General features: G+C 71.5%; 29 protein-coding genes. 11 read left to right on the top strand and 18 right to left on the bottom strand.

The genetic code is table 11. The features are described from left to right. Window positions 1-146 precede the first annotated feature (146 nt). Both moaA and Asi02nite_RS03220 read right to left on the bottom strand, forming a co-directional pair. On the bottom strand, window positions 147-1,178 hold the full coding sequence (gene moaA, locus Asi02nite_RS03225; protein WP_203710689.1) for a GTP 3',8-cyclase MoaA: 1,032 nt from the start codon (window positions 1,176-1,178) through the stop codon (window positions 147-149). A 129-nt stretch (window positions 1,179-1,307) separates the two neighbouring features. Continuing rightward, the gene (locus tag Asi02nite_RS03220; protein ID WP_203710599.1) at window positions 1,308-2,198 is read right to left on the bottom strand and encodes a fructosamine kinase family protein; all 891 of its coding nucleotides are present in this window, start codon (window positions 2,196-2,198) and stop codon (window positions 1,308-1,310) included. A 70-nt stretch (window positions 2,199-2,268) separates the two neighbouring features. On the opposite strand from Asi02nite_RS03220, the gene Asi02nite_RS03215 reads away from it, so the two are divergent. Both Asi02nite_RS03215 and Asi02nite_RS03210 read left to right on the top strand, forming a co-directional pair. Further along, a complete protein-coding gene (locus tag Asi02nite_RS03215) occupies window positions 2,269-2,775 on the top strand; it encodes a GNAT family N-acetyltransferase (protein WP_203710598.1) in 507 nt (168 codons plus the stop codon). A gap of 144 nt (window positions 2,776-2,919) precedes the next feature. Beyond that, window positions 2,920-4,059 (top strand): DUF4192 domain-containing protein, encoded by a 1,140-nt coding sequence (locus Asi02nite_RS03210; RefSeq protein WP_239126432.1) that lies wholly within the window; start codon window positions 2,920-2,922, stop codon window positions 4,057-4,059. A gap of 90 nt (window positions 4,060-4,149) precedes the next feature. Here the strand turns inward: Asi02nite_RS03210 and fdhD are convergent, their stop codons facing one another. The 3 genes from fdhD to mobA all read right to left on the bottom strand — a co-directional run bounded on the left by fdhD (window position 4,150) and on the right by mobA (window position 6,431). Next, complete coding sequence (gene fdhD / locus Asi02nite_RS03205; RefSeq protein ID WP_203710597.1) at window positions 4,150-5,034, bottom strand: formate dehydrogenase accessory sulfurtransferase FdhD; 885 nt, start codon at window positions 5,032-5,034, stop codon at window positions 4,150-4,152. Between the two features lie 531 nt (window positions 5,035-5,565). Continuing rightward, window positions 5,566-5,850, bottom strand: a complete 285-nt coding sequence (locus tag Asi02nite_RS03200; RefSeq protein WP_203710596.1) for a DUF6457 domain-containing protein — start codon at window positions 5,848-5,850, stop codon at window positions 5,566-5,568. Continuing rightward, window positions 5,823-6,431, bottom strand: coding sequence for a molybdenum cofactor guanylyltransferase (mobA, locus tag Asi02nite_RS03195; protein WP_203710595.1), 609 nt, complete (start codon window positions 6,429-6,431; stop codon window positions 5,823-5,825). Before mobA ends, Asi02nite_RS03200 begins: the two co-directional genes overlap by 28 nt. Before the next feature lie 436 nt (window positions 6,432-6,867). On the opposite strand from mobA, the gene Asi02nite_RS03190 reads away from it, so the two are divergent. Beyond that, window positions 6,868-7,965 carry a T3SS (YopN, CesT) and YbjN peptide-binding chaperone 1 gene (locus tag Asi02nite_RS03190; RefSeq protein ID WP_203710594.1) on the top strand — a complete coding sequence of 366 codons (1,098 nt, stop codon included), beginning with the start codon at window positions 6,868-6,870 and terminating at the stop codon, window positions 7,963-7,965. A gap of 223 nt (window positions 7,966-8,188) precedes the next feature. On the opposite strand, the gene Asi02nite_RS03185 is transcribed toward Asi02nite_RS03190, so the two are convergent. Further along, a complete protein-coding gene (locus tag Asi02nite_RS03185) occupies window positions 8,189-10,081 on the bottom strand; it encodes a beta-propeller domain-containing protein (protein WP_203710593.1) in 1,893 nt (630 codons plus the stop codon). Window positions 10,082-10,123: 42 nt separating this feature from the next. Beyond that, window positions 10,124-10,582 (bottom strand): Lrp/AsnC family transcriptional regulator, encoded by a 459-nt coding sequence (locus tag Asi02nite_RS03180; protein WP_203710592.1) that lies wholly within the window; start codon window positions 10,580-10,582, stop codon window positions 10,124-10,126. Between the two features lie 58 nt (window positions 10,583-10,640). On the opposite strand from Asi02nite_RS03180, the gene ddaH reads away from it, so the two are divergent. Beyond that, a complete protein-coding gene (gene ddaH / locus Asi02nite_RS03175; RefSeq protein ID WP_203710591.1) occupies window positions 10,641-11,477 on the top strand; it encodes a dimethylargininase in 837 nt (278 codons plus the stop codon). 6 nt (window positions 11,478-11,483) lie between these two features. Here ddaH and Asi02nite_RS03170 read toward each other — a convergent pair whose 3' ends face one another. Then, complete coding sequence (locus tag Asi02nite_RS03170; protein ID WP_203710590.1) at window positions 11,484-12,683, bottom strand: ABC transporter substrate-binding protein; 1,200 nt, start codon at window positions 12,681-12,683, stop codon at window positions 11,484-11,486. A gap of 86 nt (window positions 12,684-12,769) precedes the next feature. Next, window positions 12,770-13,579, bottom strand: coding sequence for an alpha/beta hydrolase family protein (locus Asi02nite_RS03165; protein WP_203710589.1), 810 nt, complete (start codon window positions 13,577-13,579; stop codon window positions 12,770-12,772). Window positions 13,580-13,645: 66 nt separating this feature from the next. On the opposite strand from Asi02nite_RS03165, the gene Asi02nite_RS03160 reads away from it, so the two are divergent. Then, the gene (locus Asi02nite_RS03160; RefSeq protein WP_203710588.1) at window positions 13,646-14,239 is read left to right on the top strand and encodes a bacterial proteasome activator family protein; all 594 of its coding nucleotides are present in this window, start codon (window positions 13,646-13,648) and stop codon (window positions 14,237-14,239) included. A 13-nt stretch (window positions 14,240-14,252) separates the two neighbouring features. Here the strand turns inward: Asi02nite_RS03160 and Asi02nite_RS03155 are convergent, their stop codons facing one another. From Asi02nite_RS03155 to Asi02nite_RS03130, 6 genes are all read right to left on the bottom strand, one after another. Next, entirely contained in the window at window positions 14,253-15,044 is a 792-nt protein-coding gene (locus tag Asi02nite_RS03155; protein WP_373312122.1) for a Cof-type HAD-IIB family hydrolase, read from the bottom strand. Next, window positions 15,044-15,865 (bottom strand): HAD family hydrolase, encoded by an 822-nt coding sequence (locus Asi02nite_RS03150; RefSeq protein ID WP_203710586.1) that lies wholly within the window; start codon window positions 15,863-15,865, stop codon window positions 15,044-15,046. Before Asi02nite_RS03150 ends, Asi02nite_RS03155 begins: the two co-directional genes overlap by 1 nt. A 150-nt stretch (window positions 15,866-16,015) precedes the next feature. Next, entirely contained in the window at window positions 16,016-17,281 is a 1,266-nt protein-coding gene (gene serS / locus Asi02nite_RS03145) for a serine--tRNA ligase (RefSeq protein ID WP_203710585.1), read from the bottom strand. A gap of 45 nt (window positions 17,282-17,326) precedes the next feature. After that, window positions 17,327-18,073 (bottom strand): hypothetical protein, encoded by a 747-nt coding sequence (locus tag Asi02nite_RS03140; RefSeq protein WP_203710584.1) that lies wholly within the window; start codon window positions 18,071-18,073, stop codon window positions 17,327-17,329. 47 nt (window positions 18,074-18,120) lie between these two features. Next, window positions 18,121-19,716 carry a phytoene desaturase family protein gene (locus Asi02nite_RS03135; protein WP_203710583.1) on the bottom strand — a complete coding sequence of 532 codons (1,596 nt, stop codon included), beginning with the start codon at window positions 19,714-19,716 and terminating at the stop codon, window positions 18,121-18,123. Further along, window positions 19,713-20,363: an NADPH-dependent F420 reductase gene (locus Asi02nite_RS03130; RefSeq protein ID WP_203710582.1), complete on the bottom strand. Its 651-nt coding sequence runs from the start codon at window positions 20,361-20,363 to the stop codon at window positions 19,713-19,715. Before Asi02nite_RS03130 ends, Asi02nite_RS03135 begins: the two co-directional genes overlap by 4 nt. A 38-nt stretch (window positions 20,364-20,401) precedes the next feature. Between Asi02nite_RS03130 and Asi02nite_RS03125 the strand changes: the two genes are divergently transcribed. The 4 genes from Asi02nite_RS03125 (at window position 20,402) to pheA (ending at window position 23,205) form a co-directional block, all read left to right on the top strand. After that, a complete protein-coding gene (locus tag Asi02nite_RS03125) occupies window positions 20,402-20,830 on the top strand; it encodes an OsmC family protein (protein ID WP_203710581.1) in 429 nt (142 codons plus the stop codon). A gap of 46 nt (window positions 20,831-20,876) precedes the next feature. Then, the gene (locus Asi02nite_RS03120) at window positions 20,877-21,236 is read left to right on the top strand and encodes a metallopeptidase family protein (protein ID WP_203710580.1); all 360 of its coding nucleotides are present in this window, start codon (window positions 20,877-20,879) and stop codon (window positions 21,234-21,236) included. Window positions 21,237-21,332: 96 nt separating this feature from the next. Next, window positions 21,333-22,061 carry an AIM24 family protein gene (locus Asi02nite_RS03115; RefSeq protein ID WP_203710579.1) on the top strand — a complete coding sequence of 243 codons (729 nt, stop codon included), beginning with the start codon at window positions 21,333-21,335 and terminating at the stop codon, window positions 22,059-22,061. A 196-nt stretch (window positions 22,062-22,257) separates the two neighbouring features. After that, a complete protein-coding gene (pheA, locus tag Asi02nite_RS03110) occupies window positions 22,258-23,205 on the top strand; it encodes a prephenate dehydratase (RefSeq protein ID WP_203710578.1) in 948 nt (315 codons plus the stop codon). Window positions 23,206-23,211: 6 nt separating this feature from the next. On the opposite strand, the gene Asi02nite_RS03105 is transcribed toward pheA, so the two are convergent. Further along, complete coding sequence (locus tag Asi02nite_RS03105) at window positions 23,212-23,706, bottom strand: hypothetical protein (RefSeq protein ID WP_203710577.1); 495 nt, start codon at window positions 23,704-23,706, stop codon at window positions 23,212-23,214. Window positions 23,707-23,761: 55 nt separating this feature from the next. After that, complete coding sequence (locus tag Asi02nite_RS03100) at window positions 23,762-24,157, bottom strand: ACT domain-containing protein (RefSeq protein WP_203710576.1); 396 nt, start codon at window positions 24,155-24,157, stop codon at window positions 23,762-23,764. 119 nt (window positions 24,158-24,276) lie between these two features. Between Asi02nite_RS03100 and Asi02nite_RS03095 the strand changes: the two genes are divergently transcribed. Both Asi02nite_RS03095 and Asi02nite_RS03090 read left to right on the top strand, forming a co-directional pair. Then, entirely contained in the window at window positions 24,277-24,627 is a 351-nt protein-coding gene (locus Asi02nite_RS03095) for a YciI family protein (RefSeq protein WP_203710575.1), read from the top strand. Beyond that, the gene (locus Asi02nite_RS03090) at window positions 24,624-25,850 is read left to right on the top strand and encodes an RNA polymerase sigma factor (protein WP_203710574.1); all 1,227 of its coding nucleotides are present in this window, start codon (window positions 24,624-24,626) and stop codon (window positions 25,848-25,850) included. The genes Asi02nite_RS03095 and Asi02nite_RS03090 overlap by 4 nt, the downstream gene beginning before the upstream one ends. 102 nt (window positions 25,851-25,952) lie before the next feature. Here Asi02nite_RS03090 and Asi02nite_RS03085 read toward each other — a convergent pair whose 3' ends face one another. Continuing rightward, a complete protein-coding gene (locus Asi02nite_RS03085) occupies window positions 25,953-26,462 on the bottom strand; it encodes a transcriptional regulator (protein ID WP_203710573.1) in 510 nt (169 codons plus the stop codon). Window positions 26,463-26,466 lie beyond the last annotated feature (4 nt).

Here is a 26,466-nt window from a genome sequence, read left to right as displayed (position 1 = left end):
TTGGCGGTGTGCGGGTCGTGCGGATTGCATTTCGCCGTGCCGGCGGCTTCGGCCGGGTGGGCGGTGTGCGGGTGGTGCGATTGGCGTTTCGTCGCCGCTGGTGACGATGCCCCGGCGGCCTCGTGCCGGTTCGCGTGGTCGCGGATTTATCCGCCGATAGCGGACATCGGGCGGGCTGGCTGCAGGAACGACGGGTCGTCGATGCCGTGACCGGCACGCTTGCCCCACATCGCGGCCTGCCACCGGGTGGCGAGCTCTTCGTCGGTCGCACCCGCGCGTAGCGCGCCACGCAGGTCCGATTCGTCCGTCGCGAACAGACAGTTGCGGATCTGCCCGTCCGCGGTCAGCCGCGTCCGGTCGCAGTCGCCGCAGAACGGCCGCGTCACGCTGCCGATCACGCCGACCCGCGCGGGGCCGCCGTCGCTGGCCGTGTAGCCGTCCACGACCCACGTCTCCGCCGGCGCACCACCGCGCTCCACCGGGTCGGGCAGCAGCGTGTAGCTGGCCCGCAACGCCGCGAGAATCTCGTCGGCCGTGACCATCGTGCCCCGGTCCCAGCTGTGCTGGGCGTCGAGCGGCATCTGCTCGATGAACCGCAGCTCGTAGCCGTGCGACAACGCGAACCGCACCAACTCCGGCGCCTCGTCGTCGTTGACACCGCGCATCAGCACCGAGTTGATTTTCACCGGCACCAGGCCCGCCTCGGCTGCGGCCGTCAGGCCGGCGACAACGGCGTCGTGCCGGTCGCGCCGGGTGAGTTCCTTGAACCGCGCCGGATCCAGCGTGTCCAGGGAGACGTTGACCCGATCGAGCCCCGCGCTCTTCAGCGCCGGCGCCAGCCGCTCGAGCCCGATCCCGTTGGTGGTGACCGACATCCGCGGCCGTGGCAGCAGCTCGGCACACGCGCGCACGATGTCGACCAGACCCGGCCGGATCAGCGGCTCGCCGCCGGTGAACCGGACATCCGTCACACCAAGCCGCTCCACCGCGATACGGACCAAACGCACAATCTCGGCGTCGTTCAACAACTCTTCCCGCGGGAGCCACGCGAGCCCCTCGGCGGGCATGCAGTAGGTGCAGCGGAGGTTGCACCGATCCGTCAGCGACACCCGCAGATCGGTAGCTACCCGCCCGAAGCGGTCTGCCAGCACCCCATCGGTGGCGCGGACCTCGGACATCGTCACCGCTCGACCGTATCGCGTAACGCTCGATCCCGTGGATTCCCACAAAAGGCCCAGTCCACCAGAGCCACTCGTACACGACGGTATGGCCTTGATCGACGATGACCGCTCTGCCTCCGCGAGGCGCTACGAGCGGAGCAAGCTGTCGACCGCCTGCCGCACCTCGGACCGGTAGGCCGCGCCGAACAACGCGGTGTGCACCAGCAGCAGATGCAGCTGATGCAACGGCACCCGCTGCCGCCAGCCGTCGTCGAGCGGCCACTCCTCCTCGTACGCGTCGATGATCCGGTCCAGGTGGGGAGTCCCACCCCAGAGCGCCAACTGCGCGAGATCGGTCTCCCGATGACCACCGTGCGCCGCCGGATCGACAAGCCACGCGCGGCCCTCGGTCCCCCAGAAGAGGTTGCCCGGCCACAGGTCGCCGTGCACCCGCGACGGTGCCTCGACCCCGCCGTAATCGTCGATCTGGCTGAGCACCCGTTCCGTGGCGGTGACGTCGTCCGCTGAGAGAGCGCCACCATCCGCCGACAGCCGCAGGTAGGGCCGTAGTCGCGACTCGGCGAACCACCTCGGCCACGACTCGTCGGACAGCGTGTTGTCCTGCGGCAACGCACCGATGAAGCCGGGCCACTCCGCACCGAAGGCCGGCGCTCCGGCGCGATGCATGATCGCCAGTTCGCGACCGAACCGCTCCGCCCCGGCCGGGCTCGGTCGGCCGGCGTCGAGCCACTCCAGCGCGAGCATCTCCGGCAGCGCGACCAGCACCTCCGGCAGCGGCGGACCGCCCGGAACCCGGAGCCAGTCGAGGCCGGCCGCCTCCGTCGTGAAGAACCCGTCGGGCGCCGGCGTCGACGACTGCTCCGGCCAGGTCTTGACGAACAGCGACGCCCCGTCGTCGAGCGTCAGCCGGCTGGCGGCGGCGATGCTGCCACCCGCCACCGGGGTCTCCCGGATCCGCTGATGCTTGAGAAACGTGGGCAGATGGTGCGGATGTGACCGGAGATAGGCCAGGTCCATGACGTCCAAGTCTGGACCCCTCTTGTGCGTCGGGTTCCGCCGGGTCGATTCGGAGAGTAAGCATGAGGACATGACGGATGTGGTGGTCCGCCCGTATCGTCCCGGAGACCATGCCGCGGGTCGGGCGCTCTGGGTCGAGCTCGCGGAGCGGCGGAGCGGTCTTTACGGGCAGTCCGCCGGCCCGGACCCGGGCGCCGGCTTCGAGGACTATCTGACCCGGCTCGACCTCTCGGGGATCTGGGTGGCCGAGGACGGCGAGAACGGCGTGATCGGTCTCGTCGGCCTGCTTATGCAGGGCACCAGCGGCGAGGTCGAACCGATCGTGGTGGCCACCCAGCGTCGTGGGTCGGGCGTCGGTGCCGCGTTGCTCAAGCACGTGACCGGTGAGGCCAGGAAACGGTCGCTCGCGCGACTGACCATCCGACCGGAGTCGCGCAACGTCGAAGCCATGAAGTCGCTTCATGCCGCTGGTTTCGACCTCCTCTCCGCTGTCGAGCTCAGCCTGGACCTGCGCCCGGCGCCGTCCACCGTGGACGACATCGAGATCGATCTGCACGGGCTGCGCTTCCGGGGCTGAGTCTCCCGTTCCGCGGGGCCGACGCGGGGATCTTCACGGCGGCCTGTGGATAACTCGTGCCGCCCGCGTCGGCGTACGAAGTTATCCACAGCTGCGGTCCGTACGGTGGCGATCACCCACCGCCGTCGACCAAGCTTCCGCGCCATGACCGCTACCGAGGCGCCACCCATCACAGTGCGTTCCTGCGCCGACCTCATCGCGTCGGTGCCCTATTTGCTCGGTTTCTATCCGACCGAGAGCATCGTGGTCCTCGCGATCGTCGGCGACCGCGTCCGTTTCGTGGCGCGCGGCGATCTACCGAGCGCGGCATCCGTGGACGAAGCCGCTCGTCGCCTGGTCGCGGTGCTGGTCCGCGACACCGTCGACGCGATCGCGATCATCGGGTACGGACCGTCGAACGCCGTGACACCGATCGCCGAGGCGGTGTGCGTGGCGCTGCGGTCCACCGACATCACCATGCTCGACGTGCTCCGCGTGCAGGACGGCCGCTACTGGTCCTACGTCTGCGCCAACCCGAACTGCTGCCCGCCCGAGGGCCAGCCGTTCGACCCGACCACGACCTGCGTCGGCGCGGCCGCCGTCTACGCGGGCCGGGTCGCGCTGCCCGACCGGGAAGCCGTCGCGGACTCCATCGCACCGGTCACCGGCCCCGACCGTGCCCCGATGACCGAGGCCACGGCCAGGGCCGACGCCCGTCTGACGGCCCTCGTCGACCGCACCCGGGCAGCGGCAGACCGCGGTTCGACCCGGCTGCGCCCGATGACGCCGCGGGCGGCCGGCGCCGCCGTGCAGGCGAATGCCCGTGTGGCGAGAGCACTGCGGGCCGCGGGCGACGAGGCGGTCGACGACGCGGCCGACCGCTATCGAGCCGGCGGTCGGCTCACCGACGACGAGGTGGCCTGGCTGAGCGTGCTGCTGGTCCACCTGCCCGTGCGCGACCACGCGTGGGAGCACACCACCGACGACGAGTGGCAGGTCGACCTCTGGAGCGACGTGGTCCGTCGCGTCGACCCGCCGCTCGCGGCCGCGCCGGCCAGCCTGCTCGCCTTCGCTGCCTGGCGGGTCGGTCTCGGTGCGCTGGCGACCATCGCCGTGGAACGAGCGCTCGCGGTCGACCCGGAGTACGGCCTGGCACTCATGGTCGACGACGTCCTCGAGCAGTGCCTCCCACCGTCGGCCATGGTGGAGGCGGCCGACCGGCAGCGGCACTCCCCGTCCAGCCGGGAGCGACGCGTTCGGCGCCGCTGGATCGGTCCGCACACCGGCCTCGAACAGGCGAGCTGAGGGTGGTGCGTGATGTGGGAGCGATGGGTCGCTCTGGTCTGGGTCGTCGCTTCGCGATTGCTCGCGACCGCCGATGTCGCCGGGCGGGTCTCAGCCGGCCGCCTGCGTCGCCGTGCGCTCGGGATCGGCCTGGGTGACGCGGTGGGCGCCGGCGTACACGTTCATGGTCACGCCACGCAGGAAGCCGACCAGCGTCATGCCGGCTTCCTGCGCCAGGTCGACGGCGAGCGAACTCGGCGCCGACACGGCGGCCAGCAGCGGGATTCCGGCCATCCACGCCTTCTGCGTGAGCTCGAAACTGGCGCGCCCGGACACGAGCAACACATGGTCGCGCAGCGGCAAGCGGTGCTCCGCGACGGCCCGTCCGATGACCTTGTCGACGGCGTTGTGCCGCCCGACGTCCTCACGCACCAGCACCGGCTCGCCGTCGGCGGTGAACAGTCCGGCGGCATGCAGTCCACCGGTACGGTCGAACGCCCGCTGGGCGGCCCGCAGCCGCTCGGGCAGGGCCGCGAGCTGGTGGGCGGAGATGGTCATCCCGCTCTCGGCGAGTTGCCACGGCGACCGGGTACGGATCGCGTCGATGCTCGCCTTGCCGCAGACGCCGCAGGAACTGGTCGTGTAGAACGCACGAGCGGGATCGGTGTCGGGCGCGGGCACGTCGTCGGCGAGCACGATGTCGACCACGTTGTAGGTGTTGGGAGTGTCCGTGCCTGCGCACAGCTGGGCGGTGACGATGTCGCCGGCGTCGCGGATCACGCCTTCGGTCAGCAGGAACCCGATGGCGAGATCGATGTCGTCACCCGGAGTACGCATGGTGACGGCGAGCGGCCGCCGGGGCCCTGGCCCGTCGGCGCGGCTACCCACCCGGATCTCGAGCGGCTCCTCACCGGAGATCGAGTCCATCCGGCGCACGGCGGTGCCGGTCGAGAGGTCGATACGCACGATCTCCCGCCTGTCGGTTACGCGTCCCACGCCACCATCCTGCCCCTGCTGGCGCTACGACGCGCACGGATGACCGGCAAACCGGCGCGGACCTCGGCCGCTGGCCCGCGCAGTGCGAAGGCGCTCGGGCTCGGGGCGCTCGGGCCCGGGTCCCCGACGGACTGGAGGCGCGGCGGTCGCTGGGTCGCTCTCACGACCCGCTGCGGGGAAGGAGGCACCGGGTAGGAAACGCGCTTCTGCTGGGCATGAAGCTCGGTCGACCGCTGCATCCAGGGGCCGCCGACCCACCGCGGTGACTTGTCGCAGCGGGTGGGCGTCCCCCGGCCGGCGCGGGGCACTCCTGCCGATGATGGCCGACTGACCGGTCGTGGCCAGGGTTGACCGCGGCCAAGGTCACGCGACGGCTCGGACGGTTCGGCCGAGGATTCGGGGTGGCCGCGTGATGGCGTCAGCGGTGGGTGGCTCGGCGGGTTTGGGTCAGGGGTTCGGGGTGGCCGTGAGGTGGCGTCAGCGGTCGGTGGCCCGGGGGGTCGGGCGGGGGTTCGTGGCCGTGAGGTGGCGTCAGCGGTCGGTGGCTCGTTCGCCTGCCGGCCCGGCGTCGGATTGGCCGGTCGCGAGCGCGGTCAACTCGGCCGCGGTCGTGCGGGGGTCGGCACCGCGACCGACGGAGAGGCCCAGCAGGTAGGCGGTGACCGGTGCCGCCGGTCGGACGGTGTTGTGGGCGACGTCCTTGGCCAGGTTGAGCACCAGCGGCACCTGGGCGTCGGACGGGTCGATGCCCAGGTGTGCGCAGGCCGCCTTGACCCACTCGTCGAGCGTTATCCCGTGGTTTTCGCTGTCAGCCATTCCCGCACCTTACGGAGGTCGTCATCGGTGTCGCAGTCGAACCACGGCGGCGGATCTTCTCCCGCCCACGAAACGTCGACCACGTCGAGGGGTTCGATCAGGGCGCGCATCGACGCGCCGGCTACCCCGCCGGGCTGCGCTGCGGCCATCTCGGTCAGGCGGCGGCGCAGGGCCGCGGTCCGCCATACCCCGCACAGCAACTGCCGCCGGCCGTCGCGGTCGACGAACAGTGATCCGTCCGCAGTGGACAGAGCTTCGCGCAGGTCGTGTACGGCTGCCGTCGTCAGCATCGGTAGGTCGCCGGCTACGACGACCACCTCTTCCGCGCCCGGGTCCACCGTCGCGAGTCCGGCGGCGAGGGCGGCGACCGGTCCGCCACCGGGTGGCTCCTCGCGGGTCCAGCGCACGCCGTCCGGCACATCGGAGCGTCCGCCGACGACCACGCGCGGTTCCGCCGCGGCGACGGCGGACAGCACCCGGTCGCGCATCGAGATCCCGGCCACGAGCACGGACGGCTTGTCGGATCCGCCCATCCGCCGGGCACTGCCGCCCGCCAACACGACGGCCGCGAACCTCGCCACGGTGCTCCTTCCAGACCAGACCTGCTACGAGGCTATGCCCCTGCCCGTCCGAACGCCGCCGCTAACCGACCACGGCCCATACGCCGGATCATTGTCAAGCCGGCCAGCGACCGCAGGGCCGCCGGGACACGGTTGTCGGTGGCAGGCAAGAAGACCCTGCGGGCGTCTGCTGCCGAAAACCGCGAAATCTTCGGGTTCGCTTCGGATGGTGGATTTGGGTGGTCGTTTGGGTGATGGCGTTGTTGGCTCGTACGAGGGCGCGTGTCCCCCCGGGGAACGCGTTGATCATGGGTTTGGCCTAGGGTCGGGGCTTGGGCCCCGGGCTCGGTCCGAGGAGCGGGCGGAAGCGCGGTGTAATGCGGTTATCCGACTCACACCGGCCTATCCGTGCCGACCGGTGCCGTGGGTAGGGTGTGGCTGACGGACGGAGGCGATCATGACGTCAGCGCAGCTAGCGAGTACGGGCGACGAAGGCTTTGCCGATGCCATCCTGCTCGACGAGGCGAGCACGGCTGACCTGCGGGGCAAGGTCATCGAGGCGTGGCGTGACTTCGCGCGGGCGCTGTCGACGGTGCTTCCCGGGCTTCCGGTCGGCTCGCGCGTCGAGCTGACGCTGGATCCGACCGCCTCGGGCACCGGTGCTGCCGTCTACTCGGTCGAGCTTCAGATCGTCAGCGACGGCATGGTGCGCGCGCTCGCGGTCGGCAACGCGTCGCTGCCGGAGGGCTACCGGCTCGACCGGGGCGCGGTAGCCGATCTTGTCGCGCTCGGGTGGTCGCCGCCCGGGGTGTTGCCGGATTCCGGTGAGCAGTTCGGGTTGCATGCGCCGATCAAGGACGCGTCCCGGATCGCCACGACCGTTTCGCGTACGTTGCGCGACGTCTACGGCGCCCCGCACCCCGCTTTCCTCGTCTACCTCGTGCACGACGCCGAGGATGAGCCGATCCCCGTCGAGCCGCTCGCCACCGCGCGCCCCGAGTTGGCCGGGAGCCTCGACCTCGACAGCGCCATTAAGGCCGGCCAGGCGATCGCCGCCCGCGGTGAGCAGCAGCCGGCCGACGACGACAGCGTGGCGCTCGAGGAGCGCGTGCGCACCGTGGTCGCCGCGCTGATGAAGTCCGAGCCGGACCAGCTCACGCTCGACTCCGACGGCGACATCGGCATCAGGGCCGGCTCGGCCATGGTCTTCGTACGCGTCCGGGACAACCCGCCGCTGGTCGACGTCTTCTCGCCGGTGCTCACCGAGGTCGACCCGACCGAGCAGCTGTACGTGAAGCTCTCCGAGCTGACCAACCGCATGCCGATCGGCCGCCTCTACTGCACCAACGACACCGTCTGGGCGTCGATCCCCGTCTTCGGCCGCAACTTCCAGGCGACCCACCTGATGCTCGCCGTCCAGGTCATGACGGGCCTGGCCGACGAACTCGACGACCGCCTACACGGCGAGTTCGGCGGCAAGCGCTTCTTCGGCGAGGGCGACAAGCCACCCCACCGCACGACCGCGCAGGAGCCCAAGACGGGCATGTACCTCTAAGCAAAAGCACCAACTGGCGCGGCGTGCCGCTGGCAGACGCGCAACGAACGCCGCGCATCATCAGCACGCCGCAGAACTACCCCACGCGCCCGTGCGTTGCCAGGGCCCTGCGGTCGTGCCTTGCGCGGGCGGCGGCGGGGCGTCCGCGCTTGCGCCTGTGCCTGCGGGCGTCTGCGCCTGCGCCTGCGCCTCGTGCCTGCGGGGTCCCCCGCCTATGCACATCCTAGAAGGCGATCCACCCCTGGTCGCGCATGGACGTAGGATCCGTCGCCCGCATGCCGGCCTCCGACACCGTCCACAGTGTCCCGGAGACCATCAGGGACCGGCGGATCATCGGTGGATAGTCGAGCTTGCCCATTGCATGCCGCACCGTGCCCAGCGACGTCAGCTTCGAACCCGAGAGGTGCAGCGCAAGCATTTCCTGCTGGCCACCTGTGTTCACCGGGACGACCAGCAAGCCCGTCCGCTCCCAGTAGAGGAACGCGTGTGGGTCGTGCTCGGCCTCCGAATAGCTGCCGGGGATGCGATGCTGAGCCACCCGCGTGGGGGTCGACAGGTTCGAGACGTCGAAAAGTGACACCTGGGTGCCGAGCGTCATGCCGCGTTCGTCCGCGTCCTGGCCTACCCCGATCAGGCGGCCGTTGGGCGCCGGGTGCAAATAGGCGGAGTATCCGTTTATCTTCAGCTCGCCCCGCACCGCCGGCGCCATCGGATTGGAGAGGTCCACAGTGTAGAGAGGGTCCGTCTGCCGGAACGTCACCACGTAGCCGACCACGCCCGCGAACCGGACACTGTAGATTCGCTCTCCCTTGCCCAGACCGCCGACCATGCCCACCCGGGCCAGGTCGCTTACGCGCAACACGTAGACAGACGACTCGTTCGACGCCAGCGTGGTCGCCACGCGCAGGTGGCCGTCGAACTCCGACATCGCGTACTGGTTGAGCACATTGCCGGGGATCGAACCGGCGGCGACGTAGCGCGGTGGTCCGGCCGCGGACACGTCGAAGCGGTAGATCACCGTCGAGAGGTCCTGCGGTCGTCCGGGCGAGGTCCGGACCAGGTCCGTCTGGAACGTGCGCCAGCGCTGGTCGTTGGCCACATAGAGGCTGGGGCCGTTGCTGTAGACCAGATCGCCGTCGGCCAGGATCGTGGTCGGGTCGCCGGTGCCGTACGCGCCGCCGATGTCGAAGCTCAGCACCGTCAGCAGCGACGTGCCCGAGAAGACGTCGGGCCTGCGCAGCGCCCCGCAGTCGATCCGGCCGCCGTCGCGTGACCCGCCGTTGAGCGACGACCAGCGTGGCAGCCAATCGTCGATTGTGGACCGGTCAATCGTCGCCCGGTTGTCGCGTAGGCGCTGGGCGTCGGTGCCCTGCTCCCGATAGGGGAAGGTGATCCGCGGGCGCGAGCGCACCACGATCCGTGCGGTCGTGCCCACCTGGCGTGCGTCGACCAGCGAGCCGTCGAGAGTGTAGGAGCCGACCACCGACAGCCCGACCAGGTCGACCGTGATCAGCCGGACGGTGGTCGCGGCCCACGGGACCAGGCTCTCGCGGACAGCCTCGCGGCCCGGCTCGACCCGCGACGGCACCGCGGTGAGCACCATGGCCCGGTCGCCGGAGAGCAGCAGTTGCGGGTCGATCAGCGGCAACTCGTCGCCGCCGAGGTCGACGGTGCCGGTCAACCGGCGGGAGGCGGGGTCGACCACCCGCAACACCTGGCCGCTGACCGTCACGATCCGTCGCCCGTCGGTCTTCACCAGGTCGGGCTCGTCGACACCCGCCTCGTGGGTGTTGGTGCCCGAGAAGCCGGTGTCGCCCTTCTCGACGGCGTCGCGGGCATTGAGCGACTCCGGCGCGGCACCGGCGGCCCGCGCGGACGCCCAGGCCCGGCCGAACCCGTCAGGGAAACCCCACGGCGTCACCGACTCCTTGGCCGCCTTCTTCACGGAGGCCAGCACGTCGGCACACGAGTCGAACGCGACGAGCTGGAACGCGGGCGCGGGCGCCGCCGGCGGCGGAGGCGGGGGAGACGAGGCCGGCGGGGGTGAACCGGCGGTGCACCCGGACACGAGCAACACGGCGGCAACGGCGATCGCACCGCGACTGGCCTTCGTCATGCCGGGTTTGACGCCGCGCGCCCCGACCGCGTTCCCGCCGGGTCAGTTCGGCGCCGGCACCACGTTCGGGGCGTCCACCAGCCGGCTCAGCACGATCATGCTTCGCGTCGAGGTCACGAACGGCTCCGCCCGCAGTCGCTCCAGCGCCTGCTCCAGATGCGCGATGTCCGCCGCCCGTAAATGGACCAGCGCGTCCGCCTCGCCCGACACCGTGTAGGCCCCCACCACCTCCGGATGCCTCCTCGTCGCCACCGTCAGCTGCGCCGGCGTCGTCCGGCCCGTGCAGTAGAGCTCGACGAACGCCTCCGTCGTCCACCCCACGGCCGCCGGGTCGACCACCGCCGTGAAGCCCTTGATCACCCCTGCGGCCCGCAGTCGATCGACGCGCCTCTTCACCGCCGGGGCCGAGAGCGAGACCCGTTCACCGATCTCCGAGTACGAGGACCGCGCGTCCGCGACGAGCGACGCAATGATTCGCTGGTCCACCTCGTCGATCTGCAACGTTTCGCCTCTTCCAAGCAAGAGATTCGGCTGTCTTGACCACGAAGAGTACCTGATCATGGTGATCGTGAAGGACGAGCGGATGTCGCGTAAGCGGACATATCTCATGTGCCCGCCGGAGCGTTTCACGGTGGCGTACGCGATCAACCCGTGGATGGACACGAGTGCGCCGGTAGATGTCGAACTCGCGTTGAAGCAGTGGCAGCTGTTGCGCGAGACGCTCGCCCGGCTCGGGCACACCGTCCACGTGCTCCCCGCGCAGGACGGCCTGCCCGACATGGTCTACGCCGCCAACGGCGCGTTCACGGTCGACGGCACGGCGTTCGGCGCCCGCTTCCGCTACCCGCAGCGCACCGCCGAGGCAGCCGCCCACCGCGCCTTCTACGAGGAGCAGGGCACCTGGGCGTACGTCGAGCCGACCGAGATCAACGAGGGTGAGGGCGACTTCGCCTACCTGCCCGACGCGTACGGCGGGATGATCCTCGCCGGCTACGGCTTCCGCACCGAGGCCGTCGCGCACAGCCACGCTCAGGAAGCCCTCGGGCGCCCGGCGATCTCGCTCCAGCTCGTCGACCCGCGCTTCTACCACCTCGACGTCGCCCTGGCGGCCCTCGACGACGGGAACATCGCCTACTACCCGGGCGCCTTCTCCGCGGGCTCCCAGCGCATCCTGGCCCAGCTCTTCCCCGACGCGCTGCTGGCCGACGAGGCCGACGCCCTGGCCTTCGGCCTCAACCTGGTCAGCGACGGCCGCAACGTCGTGCTCAACGCCGAGGCGACCGGTCTCGCGGCGAAGCTGACCGCGGCCGGCTACACCCCCGTCCTCGTCGAGCTGAGCGAGCTGAAGAAGGGCGGCGGCAGCGTCAAGTGCTGCGTAGCGGAGCTGCGACCCTAGGAACGCTCAGCCCAGCGTCGCCAGCTCGTTGATCAGCACGTTGGCCAGCACCGGGCCGTCGTTCTGCACCTGGCGGAGGTACCACTTCTGCTGCGGGGTCCGGGTCTGGTTGAACTGCCAGTCACCGCGCGGGCTGGCCACGAGTCCGATTTTGCCCATCGCGAGGTTGACCTCCTGCGGTGTCGGGTTCGCCCCGGCGAGCCGCACCGCCTTGTCGATCACCTGAGCCGCGTCGTAGGAGGCGACCGCGTAGCCGCTCGGCGTCGCCTCGTAGGCGCTGCGGTACGCGGTCGCGAACGCGCGGTTGGCCGCGTTGTTGAGGTCCGGCGAGTAGTTCAGGGCCGTGTAGACACCCTTGGCCTCGTTGCGCTTCAACTCGCGCAGCACCGCGCCCTCGGTGAGGAAGCCGGGCGCGTAGACCTGGCCCGTGTAGCCGTCGGCGCGCAACTGCCGCAGGAACTCGACCGCCGCCTGTCCACTGTAGAAGCAGTAGATGGCCTCCGGGTTGGTCCGCCGCACCTGGTCGATCTTGGCCCGGAAGAAGGTCTTGGTCGGCTCGGCGACGTACTCGGTCCAGACAGGCGCGGCCATCCGGGTCTGGGTGGTGCCGAACGCGGTCCGGAAGCCCTCGACCGCGTCGCGCCCGGCCTCGTAGTCGGGCGCGATGATGCCGACCTTGCCGCCGACGTTCTCGGCCACGTACCGACCGAGCGCCTGCCCCGCCTCGTTGTTCACATAGGACGTGCGCCAGATGTAGACGACGCTCTGCAGCGCCGACGGCGAGGCGGCCGACCCGATCAACGGGATCCGGGCCTGCTCGACGGTGTCCCGGATGCCCAGCATCACGGTCGAGTTGACGACGCCGGTCAGGGCCAGCACGCCCTGCTTGAGCAGGCCGTCCAGGGCGGCCTTGCCGGACTCGACGGTCTCGCCCTCGTCGGCGACCAGGAGCTGCACCTGGTGGCCGCCCAGCCGCTGGTCGTTCATCTCGAGGTAGAGGTTGAACCCGCGGGCGATCTCGTCGCCGATGTCCTTGTAGCCCGCCGTCTGAGGGGCGATAAGACCGATTTTGATCGGCTCGTCGCTGACCAACTCATTGGCCTCGGCGGCCTCGCCGGCTGAGCCCGTGCCGCAACCGGCGAGGAAGCCCGCGGCACCCAATCCCGCGAACAACCGCAACGCTTTGCGACGATCCATCTGCGACACGGAACCGACCCTCTCCGACCGGTGGGCTAATTGCCACACTCCCTCGGGTTCCTACCGTCTCAGCGACGCTGCGTCAATAAAGGTGATCACCGCCGCAAGGACCGCAACGCCTCCGTCACCTTTCGCCAGGCGGCCGAACGGGGATCGATCAACTCGAAATGCCCAACTTCGGGAAGTTCGTGGAGCGCGATTTCGGCATCCGCCGCCCGCGCCGCCACCACGAACCGGCGGCTCAGCTCGATCGGCACCTGCACATCCGTCGTTCCGTGGATGATCACACAGGGTAACGACAGGGCACGCGCCGGAACGGGAGACGCCCCCGCGTACGCCTCCGGGAAGTCACCGGGAGCACCTCCGAGCAGCGCCTCGACCGCTCCCTCGTCAAGATCCAGCCGGTACGCCTCGGCGAGATCCGCGACCGGAGCCAGCGCCAGCACCCCACCGGGCGCCGCCTCAGCCGGCGCGTGGGCCGCGTACCAGAGGGCGAGATGCCCCCCGGCCGAATGCCCGATCAGCAGCGGCGGCGCCGCGGCGGGCGCGGGCCGGCCGAGGGCGTGCGCCGCTTCGGCCACCAGCTCCGGCAGCGCGGCCACGCCGGCCAGCACGTCGTCGAAGGTCGCCGGCCAGCCACCCTCGGCACCCGGCCCGGTGCGCCGGTATTCGACCTGCGCCACCGGATAGCCCTCGGCGGCCAGCGCCGCCGCCAGGTGCCCGGTGTGCGCGCGGTCGTACTCCGCCCGCCAGAAACCGCCGTGGATCATCACCACGAGCGGTCCGGTGCCGCCCAGGCGGACATCCGCGACATGATCGGCGTGCGGCCCATAACGCACGACGGCGTCCGGCGGCGGCGCCGGCAGGACCAGCACGTCGCGGGGGTCGGGTTCGCGCGCGGGCATGCGCGGAACGCTAGCTTGCCGGGTCCCGTGAGCACAGCCGGCGGGCGGTGGGGAAAGATGGAGCGCATGACCGAGACCCCAGGAGCGCCGGACGAGCAGGTCGAAGGCAACCGTCGGTCGGGCACCGTCGTGGTGGTCGGGCCGGACGGCCGCCCCGTCGGCACGGTCGACGCGGACGGCGCCGGCGAGGAAGACCCGGGCCGCCAGATCGAGCAGCCCGCCAAGGTCATGCGGATCGGCAGCATGATCAAGCAACTGCTGGAAGAGGTACGCGCGGCGCCGCTGGACGAAGCCAGCCGGGCCCGCCTGCGCGACATCCACCAGCGGTCGATCGTCGAGCTGGAGGACGGCCTCTCGCCGGAGCTGCGCGACGAGCTCGAGCGGCTCTCGCTGCCGTTCAGCGAGACGTCGACGCCGAGCGAGGGCGAGCTGCGGGTCGCCCAGGCTCAGCTCGTCGGCTGGCTGGAGGGGCTGTTCCACGGCATCCAGGCCGCGCTGGTGGCCCAGCAGATGGCTGCCCGCATGCAGCTCGAGCAGATGCGCGGTGGCGGCGGCGGCCGCCCGGCCCTGCCACCGGGCGCCGTGCCGGGCGTGATCCCCGGCCTCCCCGGCGGCCAGCAGCCCGGCACCGAGGGCCGCGGCACCGGCCAATATCTCTAGGGCAGGACAGACCCTAGGGCAGCACCGACTCCAGATAGGCCGCCACACCGTCGTCCTCGTTGCTGGCTACGACCTCGTCGGCGACCTCCTTGACCGCCGGGTGGGCGTTGCCCACGGCCACCGCGCGCCCGGCCCAGGCCAGCATCGGCACGTCGTTGGGCATGTCGCCGAACGCCGTGACGGAAGCGGCGGGCACGCCGAGCCGGTCGCAGTACCAGGCCAGCCCGGCCGCCTTCGTCACGCCGGACGCGGAGACCTCGACCAGCCCGGACGTCGACGAGTGGGTCGCCTCCGCGACCCCGGCCAGGGTCTTGCCGACCAGCGCGCTGAACTCGTCGGGGTCCCGCTCGCCGGCGCGTACGAGCAGCTTGACCGCGGGCTGGGTGAGCAGCTCCGCGACCGCCTGGACGGCCTCGACGCCGCCGTGCTCGGTGTCCCAGCGCATCGGGTAGTCGATGTGGTGCCGCATCTCCCGCCCGTCCATGACCTCGACGGCGAGCACCGCTTCCGGCACCTCCTCGGCCAGCCGGCGGGCGATCTCGGCGAGCCCCTCGGGTGCCAGCGGGTCGGCCCGCAGCACCTGGTCACGGGCCGGGTCGTAGACCACAGCCCCGTTGGCGCAGACGGCCGGCAGGGGCGTGGCGAGCTGTTGGTAGACCATCCGCAGCCAGCGGATGGGCCGCCCGGTCACCAGCACCACCGGCAGGTCGGCGGCCGCGGCGCGCTCCAGCACGGCGGAGGTCCGGGCGCTGATCGTCTTGTCGGCACGCAGCAGGGTGCCGTCGAGGTCCGTGGCGATCAACATCATCGTGACAGTAGCCGGTCGAGGTAAACCGCCACACCGTCTTCCTCGTTGCTCGAGGTGATCTCGTCGGCGGCGGCCCGGACCAGCGGGTGCGCGTTGGCCACGGCCACCCGGCCCCAGCCTGCCCAGGCGAACATCCCCAGGTCGTTGGGCATGTCGCCGAAGACCAGCACGTCGCCCGGGTCGACGCCGATCGCCTCGGTGACGACCGCGAGGCCGGTGGCCTTGTCGACGCCGGGCGGGAGGATCTCGATGAAGCCCAGCCCCGCCTGGGTCACGGTGGCGACCGTCGGCGACACGATCCGCGCGGCCGCGGCCAGCAGTTCGTCGACGTCGTGCCCCGGCGCCCGGGCGAAGGCCTTGATCACGTCGCCGGCGAAGCACTCGGTGCGGCTGCGCGGCTCCAACCGGTCGGGATAGCGCCAGGACGGGTCCGGGTCGCCCCAGAGCGGGTCGTCGTGCCCGTCGAGCGCCTCGACCATGACCGTGAGCGGCCCGACCGCCGACTCCAACTCGGTGATCACCGCGGCCAGCACCCGGCCGGGCAGCCGGGCGTCGCGCAGCACGATCGGGTCGAGGGGATCGGTCTGGTCCACGACCCGACCGCCGTTGGCCATCACGAGGAAATCCGCGTCGCGGATGTCGTTGCGGGTCAGTTCGGCCAACCGCGGGCCCCGCCCGGTCGCGCCCACGACAGGGATGCCCGCGGCCCGCACCCGATCAAGAACCTCATGGGTGTACGCGGACACGGTGTCGTCGTTGTGGACGATCGTGCCGTCGAGGTCGGTGGCGACCAGTTTCGGCAGGCCCGGTCGGGGCATGGCTCCTCCTCGCCCCGACCCGGGACGGCTGCCCGGAGCGAGCCGCGAGCGGCCGGGCAGCAACCGTACCTCGCACTGGGTAGCCCAGCCATGACGTTTGGGAGAAATCGTCGCGGCCGGGCCACCTACGCCCAGGGCGGCACAGCGAGGTCAGGACCGCTTGACCGGCTCCAGCACGTCGCGACCGCCCAGATAGGGCTGCAGCGCCTTGGGCACCGTCACCGAACCGTCGGGCCGCTGGTGGTTCTCCAGGATCGGCACGATCCACCGGGTGGTCGCCAGGGTGCCGTTGAGCGTCGCGGCGATCTGCGGCTTGCCCGCCTCGTCGCGGTAGCGGATGTTGAGCCGGCGCGCCTGGAACGTCGTGCAGTTGGACGTCGACGTCACCTCGCGGTAGCGCCCCTGCGACGGCACCCACGCCTCGCAGTCGTACTTGCGCGCCGCGCTGCTGCCGAGGTCGCCCGCCGCCGTGTCGATCACCCGATAGGGGACCTCGACCTTGGCCAGCATCTCCTCTTCCCAGGCCAGCAGCCGCAGGTGCTCGTCGTGGGCCTGCTCCGGCCGGCAGTAGGAGAACATCTCGACCTTGTCGAACTGGTGCACGCGGATGATGCCGCGCACGTCCCGCCCGTACGAGCCGGCCTCCCGCCGGAAGCAGCTCGACCAGCCCGCGTAGCGGACCGGCTCGCCGAGGTCGAGGATCTCGTTGCTGTGGTAGGCCGCGAGCGGCACCTCGCTCGTGCCGACCAGGTAGAGGTCGTCGGCCTCGAGCCGGTAGACCTCGCTGGCGTGCGCGCCGAGGAAGCCGGTGCCCTCCATCGCCTCGGGCTTGACCAGCGCCGGCACGATCGACGGGGTCAGGCCGTATTCGACGGCCTGGGCGATGGCCATCTGCAGCAGGCCGAGCTGGAGCAGCGCGCCGACGCCGGTCAGGTAGTAGAAGCGGCTGCCCGACACCTTGGCGCCACGCTCGACGTCGATCGCGCCCAGCAGCTCGCCGAGCTCCAGGTGGTCGCGGGGCTCCGCGATGTCGGGCTTGGTGCCCACCTCGCGCAGCACGACGTAGTCGTCCTCGCCGCCCGCCGGGGCGCCGTCCTCGACGACGTTGGAGAGCCGCAGCTGGGCCGCGCGCAGCGCCGCCTCGGCCTCTGTGACCGCCGCCTCGGCGGTCTTGACCTCGCCCGAGAGCTCCTTGGTGCGGGCGAGCAGGGCTTCCTTCTCGGCGCCGGTCGCCCGCGGCACCTGCTTGCCGAGCTGCTTCTGCTCGGCCCGCAGACCCTCGAAGTGCTGCACGGCCGTCCGCCGCGACTCGTCGGCCCCGATCAGGTCGTCGACGGCGGACTCGGACTCACCCCGGGCCCGCTGGCTGGCGCGCAGAACATCAGGGTCGTCACGGAGCAGTCGAAGGTCAATCACGGTAAATCAGCGTACCGGTGGCCACTGTCGCTGGTCGCGCCGATATCACCGGGTGCGGTCGTCGTCGCCGTTCGGTCGGGCGAACGGCCGGGACGGCTGCACGGTGAGGTCGAGCGGCGCGGCGGCGGCGACCTCGTCGGCCATCTCGTCGCGAACCTGGCGGGGGCGCTGCCAGGCCCAGTCGGCGCCCGGGTGCGCCGCCGGCGCCGCGGCCGGCGGCAGGTCGGCGAACGACAGCCGGCCGACGGCGACCAGCACGGAACCCGCGAGGACGACCGCCAGGTAAGCGGCGTAGAGACCGGTGGTGGTGTCGACCTCGAACGTGCCCTCGGAACCGTAGAAGAAGTTGCGTTCCATGGACTTGCCGAGGCTGGACGTGAGCGCCACCAGCACGCCCACCAGACCACCCGCCAAACTGATGCCGGCCAGCCGGGTGTAGCGGCGGCCGGGCGGCGGGCCGAACAGGGTGAGCACGACCGTCACCGCGAGCAGCAGGAGGCCGAGCACGTAGGCGTTGCCCAGGACGCCGAGGTCCGTGACGGTGAACGGGAGCGCCTGGTCGCTCGGCTGGCCCGTGGTCGGGTCGGGCTCGCCGACGGGCATAGTCATCGAGTACCAGGTCGCGACCAGCGACACGAACCCCGCGGCCGCGGCGAGCACGGCGCCGGCCAGCAGGTGCCAGCGGTCGCCGACCAGCCGGCGCAAGCGGCCGACGACGGTGCGATCGGACCCGTCGGAGGCGTCGTCGTCACCGAACTCCACGACGGCGGGGCCGGTCTCGTCAGCGGACATGTGGCCCAGCATGACATGGTGGGGCCGGTCGCGGGTCGATGCGTTGATCAGGGTCGGCGGCGCCGGTCGCGGATGATCTGGCGGACCACGTTGCGGCCCGGGATGCCCGTCACGCCGCCGCCGCCGTGCGTCGCGCTGCCCGCCTGGTAGAGACCCCGGATCGGCGTACGCAGGTCGGCGTAACCGGCCGCGGGCCGGCCGTGGAACATCTGCCCCGGCGTCAGTTCGCCGTGGAAGATGTTGCCGCCGACCAGGCCGTACTCCTGCTCCATCGTGTGTGGACCGATGACCTGGCGCCCGAGCACGGAATCAGTGAAACCCGGCGCCACCAATTCGAGGCGGGCGACCAACCGGTCCGCGTACGCGTCGAGATCCGCGGTGTGCGGCTGCGCGGCGTAGGTGTGCGGGACCCACTGGGTGAACGCGCTGACCACGTGCTTGCCCTCGGGCGCGAGGGTCGGGTCGAACACCGACGGGACGCAGATGTCCGCGAACGGCAGCGTCGCCGGCCGGCCGGTCACCGCCTCCTGGTAGGCGCCCTCCAGGTCGTCGATCGACTCGGCCAGCACGATCGTGCCCCCGTGCACCTCCGGCGCGTACGCGGGATGGCTCGTGAAGGTGGGCAACCGGTCGACCGCGAAGTTCACCTTCACGGTGCCCGACCGGCTGCGCCACGCCTCGATGTCGGCGACGAAGTCGGCGGGCAGCACGGCGCGGTCGAGCAGGTCGAGGAAGGAGATCCGCGGGTGGGCGGTGGTGATCACGGTCGGTGCCCGCAGTTCGGTGCCGTCGGCGAGGGTCACCCCGACCACCGCGCCGCCGCGGGTGTCGATCCGGGCGACCGGCGACCCCGTCCGGATCTCCGCGCCGAAGGACCGGGCGGCGGCGGCCATCGCCGCGGTGACGCCGCCCATGCCGCCGCGCGGGAAGCCCCATCCGGCCTGCTGGCCGCCGGTCTGGTCGAGGTGGTGGTGCAGGGTGACGAAACCGGTGCCGGCGCTGCGCGGTCCGGCCCAGGTGCCGATCACGCCGGAGACGCTGAGCAGCCCGCGCATCGCGTCGGACTCGAAGCGGTCCTCCACCAGGTCGGCGATGCTCGCCGTGAAGAGCCGGGTCAGGTCCACGGCGGCGCGTACGTCGACGCGGCGCAGCCGGGCCGCGAGCCCCGCCTGGCCCGCCAGGTCGAGCGGCCGCTTCGAGCCGAGCTTCGGCGGGATCTCGTGCAGCAGCGGCCCCACCAGCCGGCCGAGGTGCGAGAGCCAGGCCTCCCAGCGCTCGTACGCGTCGGCGTCGCGGGCCGAGAACCGGCTGATCTCCCGGTGCCGCGCGGCGGGGTCGTCGGGCAGGCGCAGGGCCCGGCCGTCGGCCCGGGGCGCGAAGTAGGGCCCCTGCGGGTAGACGTGGTAGCCGTGCTCGACCAGGCGCAGGTCGCGCACCATGTCGGCGGGCAACAGGCTGACCACGTACGAGAGGCTCGTGACCGTGAAATCCGGGCCGAACGGGTGCTCGGAGACGGCGGCTCCACCGACGGTGTCACGGCGTTCGAGCACCAGCACCCGGCGGCCGGCCCGGGCCAGATAGCCGGCGGCCACCAGACCGTTGTGGCCACCGCCGATGACGATGACGTCGTAGGGGGTCGTCACCCTTCGACCACTTTGATGTTGAAGGCCAGGTTGCCGTCGACCGCCCGCAGGATCGAGACCCACAGCGGCAGGTACATCTCCATGCCCCGGGATCCCGTGATGTCGCCCAGGTCCAGCACGTCCTTGGCGGCCCAACCGAACTCGCCCAGCAGGCCGACCACCACACGCTTGGCGTCGGCGTCGTTGCCGGCGACGAACATCGTGTGCGCGCCGGGCACCAGGCTCGGCTCGACCATCACGCTGCCGTTGACGGTGTTGAGGCTCTTGACGACCCGGGCGTCCGGGAACGCGCGCTGGATCTGCTCGCCGACGCTGTCGGTGTTGCAGACGCTCAGCCGCATCTCGCCGGTGGAGAAGTCGAGCGGGTTGCTGACGTCGAGCAGCACCTTGCCGGCCAGGGCCGGGTTGCCGCCGGCCATCTCCAGCGCGTCGACGGCGTACTGCCCGGCGGTGGCGTTGATCACGAGTTCGGCGCCCGAGACCGCGTCGGCGAAGGTCCCGCAGGCCGCCGCGTGTGCTTCGGCCCACTCCACCGCGCGCGGATTGCCCAGTTCGCGCGCACCGACGGTGACGTCATGGTCAAGATTGCGAAGCCGCGTGCCGAACGTGAGGCCAACGGTGCCGGTCCCGAGGATGCCGATCCGCATCCAGCAATCATGCCGCAGGGTGGACTAGCGTCGAGGGCATGCCAATCCGCAGTTCTTCCGCCCGCTGGTCGGGCAACCTGACCGAAGGTTCCGGCACGATCCGCACCGGCAAGGGCGGTTTCGAGGGGAACTACAGCTTCAAGTCGCGCTTCGAGGAGGGTGAGGGCACCAACCCCGAGGAGCTCATCGCCGCCGCGCACGCCGGCTGCTTCTCGATGGCCTTCTCGAAGGGTCTCGCCGACGCGGGTCACACGCCCACCTCCGTCGAGACGACGGCCAAGGTGCACCTCGACAAGACCGACGCCGGCATGACCGTGACCCGGATCGACCTGGAGACCGTGGGCGACGTCCCGGGCCTCGAGGACGGGGAGTTCCAGAAGATCGCCCAGGGTGCCAAGGAAAACTGCCCGATCTCGCGCCTGCTGTCCCCCGGCGCCGAGATCACCCTGACCGCCCGCCTCGCCTGAGCCCTGCGCCGGCGGCGTCCCGCATCGTCCCGACCGGCACGGCACAATGGGAGCCGTGCCGGTCGAGATGAGTCGCGAGCGCTTCGAGGAGCTCGTGGCCGACGCCCTCGACGAGGTGCCCGAAGAGCTGCTCTCCCTCATGAGCAACGTGGTGATCCTGGTCGAGGACAGGTCGCCGCCGGGCACGCGGCTGCTCGGCCTCTACGAGGGCCACGCCCTCACCGACCGCGGCTGGAACTATGCTGGGGTCCTGCCGGACCGGATCACCATCTACCGCCTGCCGATCCTGTCGATCTGTGACACCGACGAGGACGTGGTCGACGAGGTGGCGGTGACCGTGGTGCACGAGATCGCCCACCACTTCGGCATCGACGACGAGCGCCTGCACGAGCTGGGCTGGGGCTGAAACAGACGTTTTTGCGACAGTCGCGATCTCGCGTTTGCGCAGGCTACCTACGCTCTTGGGCAGCAATCACACCCCCGGTCATGGAGGAACGCCCAGATGCGTAGCGCCCTGTTCTCCGCGGAGAACCTGGAGAAGGAGTCCGACCAGCCAGGCATCCGGCTGCAGAACTCCAAGATGGTCAAGATCGAGCTGAACGGTGAGTGCATGGCGCGCACCGGGTCGATGGTCGCCTACCAAGGCCAGGTGCAGTTCCAGGCGCTGGGCTCCGGCGGCGTCGGCAAGTTCCTCAAGCAGAAGCTGACCGGCGAGGGCGTGCCGCTGATGAAGATCAGCGGCCGCGGCGACGTCTTCCTGGGCGACCGGGCCGCCGACATCCACCTGATCGACCTCGACCACGGCGACGCGCTGTCGATCAACGGCGCCAACGTGCTGGCCTTCGACTCGACGCTGCAGTACGACATCAAGATGGTCCAGGGCATGGGCATGCTCTCCTCGGCCGGCCTGTTCAACTGCGTCTTCACGGGCCAGGGCCGGATCGCCATCACCACCAAGGGCACGCCGGTCGTGCTCTCGGTCGACCAGCCCACCTACGTCGACCCGCAGGCCGCGATCTGCTGGTCGGCAAGCCTGCAGACCGGCTACCACCGCGCCGAGCAACTCGGCATCGGCACGCTGCTCGGCCGGTCCACCGGCGAGGCGTTCACGATGAGCTTCGCCGGCCAGGGCTTCGTCGTCGTGCAGCCCTCCGAGGAGCCGCCCCAGGGCATCGCCGGCGCCGGCGGCGGCCAGCAGCAGGGCGGCGTGCTCGGCGGCCTGTTCAGTTGAGCTGGCCGCGCCTCCGGCGCGGCGGCTTCGCGCCCCTTCCGGTGCTGCGGTGTGGCTCCGGGCGCTGACGACTTCGTCGCAGCGTCCTCACCACACCGCAGCACCGGGCGCTTCACGGTGTCTGGTGGCGGTCGGCGGGGCGCTCGCCACCAACCCCTTCGCCCGTAGCGCTCTGTCCGCCGATTACGCTGGGTTTATGCCCGGAACGCCGCCCACCCGATATGTCTTCCTCGGGCCCGAGGGGACCTTCGCCGAGCAGGCGCTGCGCACGATCCCGGCCGCCGAGCGCGGGCAGCGCACGCCGGCCCGCAGCGTCGGTGAGGCGCTCGACGCCGTGCGCTCGGGCGACGCCGACGCGGCCCTGGTGCCGCTGGAGAACTCGATCGGCGGCGGCGTCGGCGTCACCCTCGACGAGATGGCGGCCGGCTCGCCGCTGGTGATCACCCGCGAGGTGGTGCTGCCGGTCGAGTTCGTGCTCGCCGCCCGCCCCGGCGTCGCGCTGCGCGACATCCGCTCCGTCGCCGCGCATCCGCAGGCGTCCACCCAGTGCCGCGGCTGGCTGCGTGACAACCTGCCGGACGCCGTCGTGGTCGACGTGCTCTCCAACGGGGCCGCCGCCCGCAGTGCCGCCGCGGGCGAGCACGACGCGGCGATCTGCGCGCCGATCGGCGCCACCCAGCAGCGGCTCACGGTGCTGGCCGAGAAGATCGCCGACCACGGCGACGCGGTCACCCGGTTCGTGCTGGTCTCCCGCCCGGGCACCCCTCCGCCGCCGACGGGCGACGACCGCACCTCGCTCGCCGTCTACATCGCCCACGACCGGGTCGGCGCGCTGCTCGGGGTGCTGATGGAACTCGCGGTCCGCGGGGTCAACCTGACCCGGATCGAGTCCCGCCCGACGGGCGAGGCGCTCGGCCGGTACGCGTTCTTCCTCGACTGCACCGGGCACGTCGCCGACGACCGGATGGGCGAGGCACTGCGCGGTCTGCGCCGGGTGAGCGCGGACGTGCGCTTTCTCGGCTCGTACCCCCGGCACCGCCTGACCGACGCGCAGAGCGACGATCCCGTGCCGGCCCCACCCGGTCAGTCCGATCTGGACTACGCCGACGCGGCGGCCTGGCTCGACCGCATCCGCAAGGGCTAGAAGGGCCTAGACACACCCGATCGCCGTGCGGATGCCGGCGGGTGCGCCCGCCCGCACCTCGACCGTGCAGACGTCGGTGCCCGCGGTGATCAGGCGCAGCGTGTTGCCCGACAGCTCGCTGACCGCCTGGATCGGCCCGTTGCTGGTGTCGAGGACCGTCCATTGCCAGTCGCCGGAGCACATCGGCCCGGTGGTCGGCTGACTCCGGTAGGACGAGGGGAGCAGCCCACGCCGCTTGAGCAGCGTGATGATCTGGGCGCCGGAGGGCCGGCCGCCGCAGGCGACCGCGTAGCTCTCCGAGAAGCCGGTCGCGGTCGGGCTCGGCGGTGGCGGCGGCGGAGGTTGCGGCGGCAGCGTGCTGGGCGGTGCGCTGGCGGTCGCCGACGGGCTGGGTACCGTCGAACCAGGCGGGTTCAGCTCCGGCGGCGTGCCGCAGCCGGCCACGCCCAGGGCGATCGTCGCGACCGTGACGATCGGCAGGATTCGGGTGGGGCTGCGCACGGTACCTCGGGGTGGGGCATCGACGTGGGTGCGGGCCGGGTCATCGTATGCCCGCTCAGGTGGTGACGGGATGGCCGGCCCGGTCGAGCGTCGCCACCGCTTCCGCCAGCCGGACGCTGGGCACCAGAAGATAGTCCGTGTCGTACGTGGAGAAGGCCATGATGTTGACGCGCGCGGCGGCGAGCGGGCCGACCATCGAGGCCAGCACGCCGGTCAGCGCGAAGTCCAGCGGGCCTTCGACGCGCAGGCAGCGCCACGGCGCCTCCGCGGTCGCGCCGTCGGGCACCAGGTCGGCTCGGCAGATCACCGAGACCTCGTCGGCGGTCCAGGTCACCGACACCACACCGGGGCGGTCCCCGTTGCCGCCACCGACCAGGCCGGGCGGGAGCGCCGACCCGGCCGGAAGCCGGCAAACCGCGTAGTCCTCCGGCAAAAGATCAAGAGCGGGCATGACAGGAAGAGTACGACCAGCGGGGCGCCCGGAAGAACTTTTTCGCCGCCGGTAGTGGGGGAGCTATCTCGTTCGTCGTATGGCGAAGGACGCGCACACGAAGTGGAAGGAAACCCGAGATGAAGTACCTCTTTCTGATCTGCACCGAGGCGCCGGGCAACGAGCCGGGCGCGGAGTCCGTCGAGGCGGCCGGCGGGCCGATGCCCGTCGAGGAATGGGTCACCGAGATGGACGGGAAAGGCGCCCGGCTCAGCGGCAACCGGGTGCGCCCCGGCGCCGACGCCACCACGGTGCGGGTACGCGACGGTGAGGTTGTCGTGCTCGACGGGCCGTACGCGGAGACCAAGGAGCAGATCGCCGGCTTCGACATCATCGAGGCGGAGAACCTGGACGAGGCGATCGAGATCGCCGCGAAGCACCCGATGGCCTGGGCGGGGATGGTCGACGTGCGCCCGTTCTGGACCGAATGACCGACATCGGCGCCGAGGTTGCCGCCGTCTACCGCGCGGAATGGGGCCGCGTGGTGGCGGCGGTGATCAGGCTGACCGGCGACTGGGACCTCGCGGAGGAGTGCGCCCAGGACGCCTTCGCCAAGGCGCTGGAGCGCTGGCCGCACGAGGGCGTTCCCACGCGCCCCGGCGGCTGGCTGGTGGTGACCGCGCGGAACCGGGCACTGGATCGGGTACGCCGGGCGGCCGTCGAGGCCGAGAAGCTGCGGGAGGTGGCCCGGATGTCGCAGCCGGAACCGCTGGTGCCGTACGGGATCCCCGACGACCGGCTCGAGCTGATCTTCACCTGCTGCCACCCGGCGCTGGCCCGGGAGGCCCAGGTGGCGCTCACCCTGCGTACGCTGGCCGGCCTGACCACCGCGGAGATCGCCCGGGCGTTCCTGCTCCCGGAGAAGTCCATGGCGCAGCGGCTGTTCCGGGCGAAGGGCAAGATCCGAAACGCCGGCATCCCGTTCCGGGTGCCGCCGGACCACCTGCTGCCGGACAGGCTCGCCGCCGTGCTCGCGGTGGTCTATCTCCTGTTCAACGAGGGGTACGCGGCCACGGCCGGCGCCGACCTCGTCCGGGTCGACCTGACCGCCGAGGCGATCCGGCTGGCCGAGGTGCTGGTTGCGCTGATGCCCGACGAACCCGAGGCGGCGGGTGTGCTGGCGCTGATGGTGCTGCACGACGCCCGGCGGGCGGCCCGCCTGGACGCCGCGGGCGAGTTGGTGGCGCTGGCCGACCAGGACCGCTCGCGCTGGGACGTCCGCCGGATCGCGGCGGCCGACGACCTGCTGCGCCGCGCGCTGCGCCGAGGCCGCCCGGGCCCGTACCAGATCCAGGCGGCGATCGCCGCGGTCCACGCGACAGCACCGACGGCGGCGGACACCGACTGGACGGAGATCGCGGGCCTGTATGCCGAGTTGGCGAAGCTGACACCGTCACCGGTGGTCGAGCTCAACCGCGCGGTCGCGGTGGCGATGGCCGACGGCCCGCAGGCGGGTCTGGCCCTGGTCGACCGCCTCGCGGCGACGGGGGCCTTGCGCGGTTACCACCTGCTGCCGGCAACGCGCGCGGACCTGCTACGCCGCCTGGACCGCAGGCCCGAGGCGACGGCGGCCTACGACGAGGCGCTGGCCCTGGTCACCGCGGACCCGGAACGCCGCTACCTCCTCCGCCGCCGCGCCGAGGTGAGCGACTAGAGAACCGCGAACCCGACGCGGCCGTCGCCTGCGTCATCGCATCCGGGCGGGCTGAACTGTCGCGGCGCCGGCGCGCTGTTGCGGCGCCGCGCGAGAGTCGGCCTAGACCGTGGCGAAGAAGGTCAGGGAGCCCGCTACCGCGCCCTCGACGTGGAGGGGGGTCGCGATCGCGTCGACCGTCGCGTCGCCCTCGCCGTGGTGGGACTGGACGCGGAGCAAGCCCCTGGCCTGCCGGCCCGAGGTGACCGCGAGCAGTGGCGGGATCTTGTCGACCTCGATGTTGGTCAGCTCCGTACGCGCCGCGGTGAAGTCGACCAGGCGGAGGCCCGCGTCGAGGAGCGGGCGGCCCACGGCGGCCCGCGGGTCGGCCAGGCCCAGCAGCTCGCAGCAGCTGGCGGACGCGGCGACGATGGTCATCTCGGCGTCGATGACCAGGCAGGGCTCGTCTGCCGCGAACACCGTCTCGGCCCAGCGGTCGAAGCTGGTCGGCGGGGCAGGTGGCGTCCACGCGAGTGGCGCCCACGCCGTGCCAGCGGGCGCGCCTGTGGTCGGCTCGACGCCCTCGGACTCGCCTGGTGCCAGAACCTCGAGCTCAAGTTCGACGTGCGCCACCGCG

The sequence above is a fragment of the Asanoa siamensis genome, from assembly GCF_016862555.1.
GTDB lineage: Bacteria > Actinomycetota > Actinomycetes > Mycobacteriales > Micromonosporaceae > Asanoa > Asanoa siamensis.
Note: the sequence above shows the minus strand (reverse complement) of the source record. Positions and strands in the feature narration are given on the sequence as shown.

Coding starts and splice junctions, on each gene's coding strand:
- moaA (WP_203710689.1), bottom strand. CDS start 1,178: ATGTCCGAGGTCCGCGCCACCGATGGGGTGCTGGCAGACCGCTTCGGG.
- Asi02nite_RS03220 (WP_203710599.1), bottom strand. CDS start 2,198: ATGGACCTGGCCTATCTCCGGTCACATCCGCACCATCTGCCCACGTTT.
- Asi02nite_RS03215 (WP_203710598.1), top strand. CDS start 2,269: ATGACGGATGTGGTGGTCCGCCCGTATCGTCCCGGAGACCATGCCGCG.
- Asi02nite_RS03210 (WP_239126432.1), top strand. CDS start 2,920: ATGACCGCTACCGAGGCGCCACCCATCACAGTGCGTTCCTGCGCCGAC.
- Asi02nite_RS03200 (WP_203710596.1), bottom strand. CDS start 5,850: ATGGCTGACAGCGAAAACCACGGGATAACGCTCGACGAGTGGGTCAAG.
- Asi02nite_RS03190 (WP_203710594.1), top strand. CDS start 6,868: ATGACGTCAGCGCAGCTAGCGAGTACGGGCGACGAAGGCTTTGCCGAT.
- Asi02nite_RS03185 (WP_203710593.1), bottom strand. CDS start 10,081: ATGACGAAGGCCAGTCGCGGTGCGATCGCCGTTGCCGCCGTGTTGCTC.
- ddaH (WP_203710591.1), top strand. CDS start 10,641: ATGGTGATCGTGAAGGACGAGCGGATGTCGCGTAAGCGGACATATCTC.
- Asi02nite_RS03165 (WP_203710589.1), bottom strand. CDS start 13,579: ATGCCCGCGCGCGAACCCGACCCCCGCGACGTGCTGGTCCTGCCGGCG.
- Asi02nite_RS03160 (WP_203710588.1), top strand. CDS start 13,646: ATGACCGAGACCCCAGGAGCGCCGGACGAGCAGGTCGAAGGCAACCGT.
- Asi02nite_RS03155 (WP_373312122.1), bottom strand. CDS start 15,044: ATGTTGATCGCCACGGACCTCGACGGCACCCTGCTGCGTGCCGACAAG.
- Asi02nite_RS03150 (WP_203710586.1), bottom strand. CDS start 15,865: ATGCCCCGACCGGGCCTGCCGAAACTGGTCGCCACCGACCTCGACGGC.
- Asi02nite_RS03140 (WP_203710584.1), bottom strand. CDS start 18,073: ATGTCCGCTGACGAGACCGGCCCCGCCGTCGTGGAGTTCGGTGACGAC.
- Asi02nite_RS03130 (WP_203710582.1), bottom strand. CDS start 20,363: ATGCGGATCGGCATCCTCGGGACCGGCACCGTTGGCCTCACGTTCGGC.
- Asi02nite_RS03125 (WP_203710581.1), top strand. CDS start 20,402: ATGCCAATCCGCAGTTCTTCCGCCCGCTGGTCGGGCAACCTGACCGAA.
- Asi02nite_RS03120 (WP_203710580.1), top strand. CDS start 20,877: ATGGGAGCCGTGCCGGTCGAGATGAGTCGCGAGCGCTTCGAGGAGCTC.
- Asi02nite_RS03115 (WP_203710579.1), top strand. CDS start 21,333: ATGCGTAGCGCCCTGTTCTCCGCGGAGAACCTGGAGAAGGAGTCCGAC.
- pheA (WP_203710578.1), top strand. CDS start 22,258: ATGCCCGGAACGCCGCCCACCCGATATGTCTTCCTCGGGCCCGAGGGG.
- Asi02nite_RS03100 (WP_203710576.1), bottom strand. CDS start 24,157: ATGCCCGCTCTTGATCTTTTGCCGGAGGACTACGCGGTTTGCCGGCTT.
- Asi02nite_RS03095 (WP_203710575.1), top strand. CDS start 24,277: ATGAAGTACCTCTTTCTGATCTGCACCGAGGCGCCGGGCAACGAGCCG.
- Asi02nite_RS03090 (WP_203710574.1), top strand. CDS start 24,624: ATGACCGACATCGGCGCCGAGGTTGCCGCCGTCTACCGCGCGGAATGG.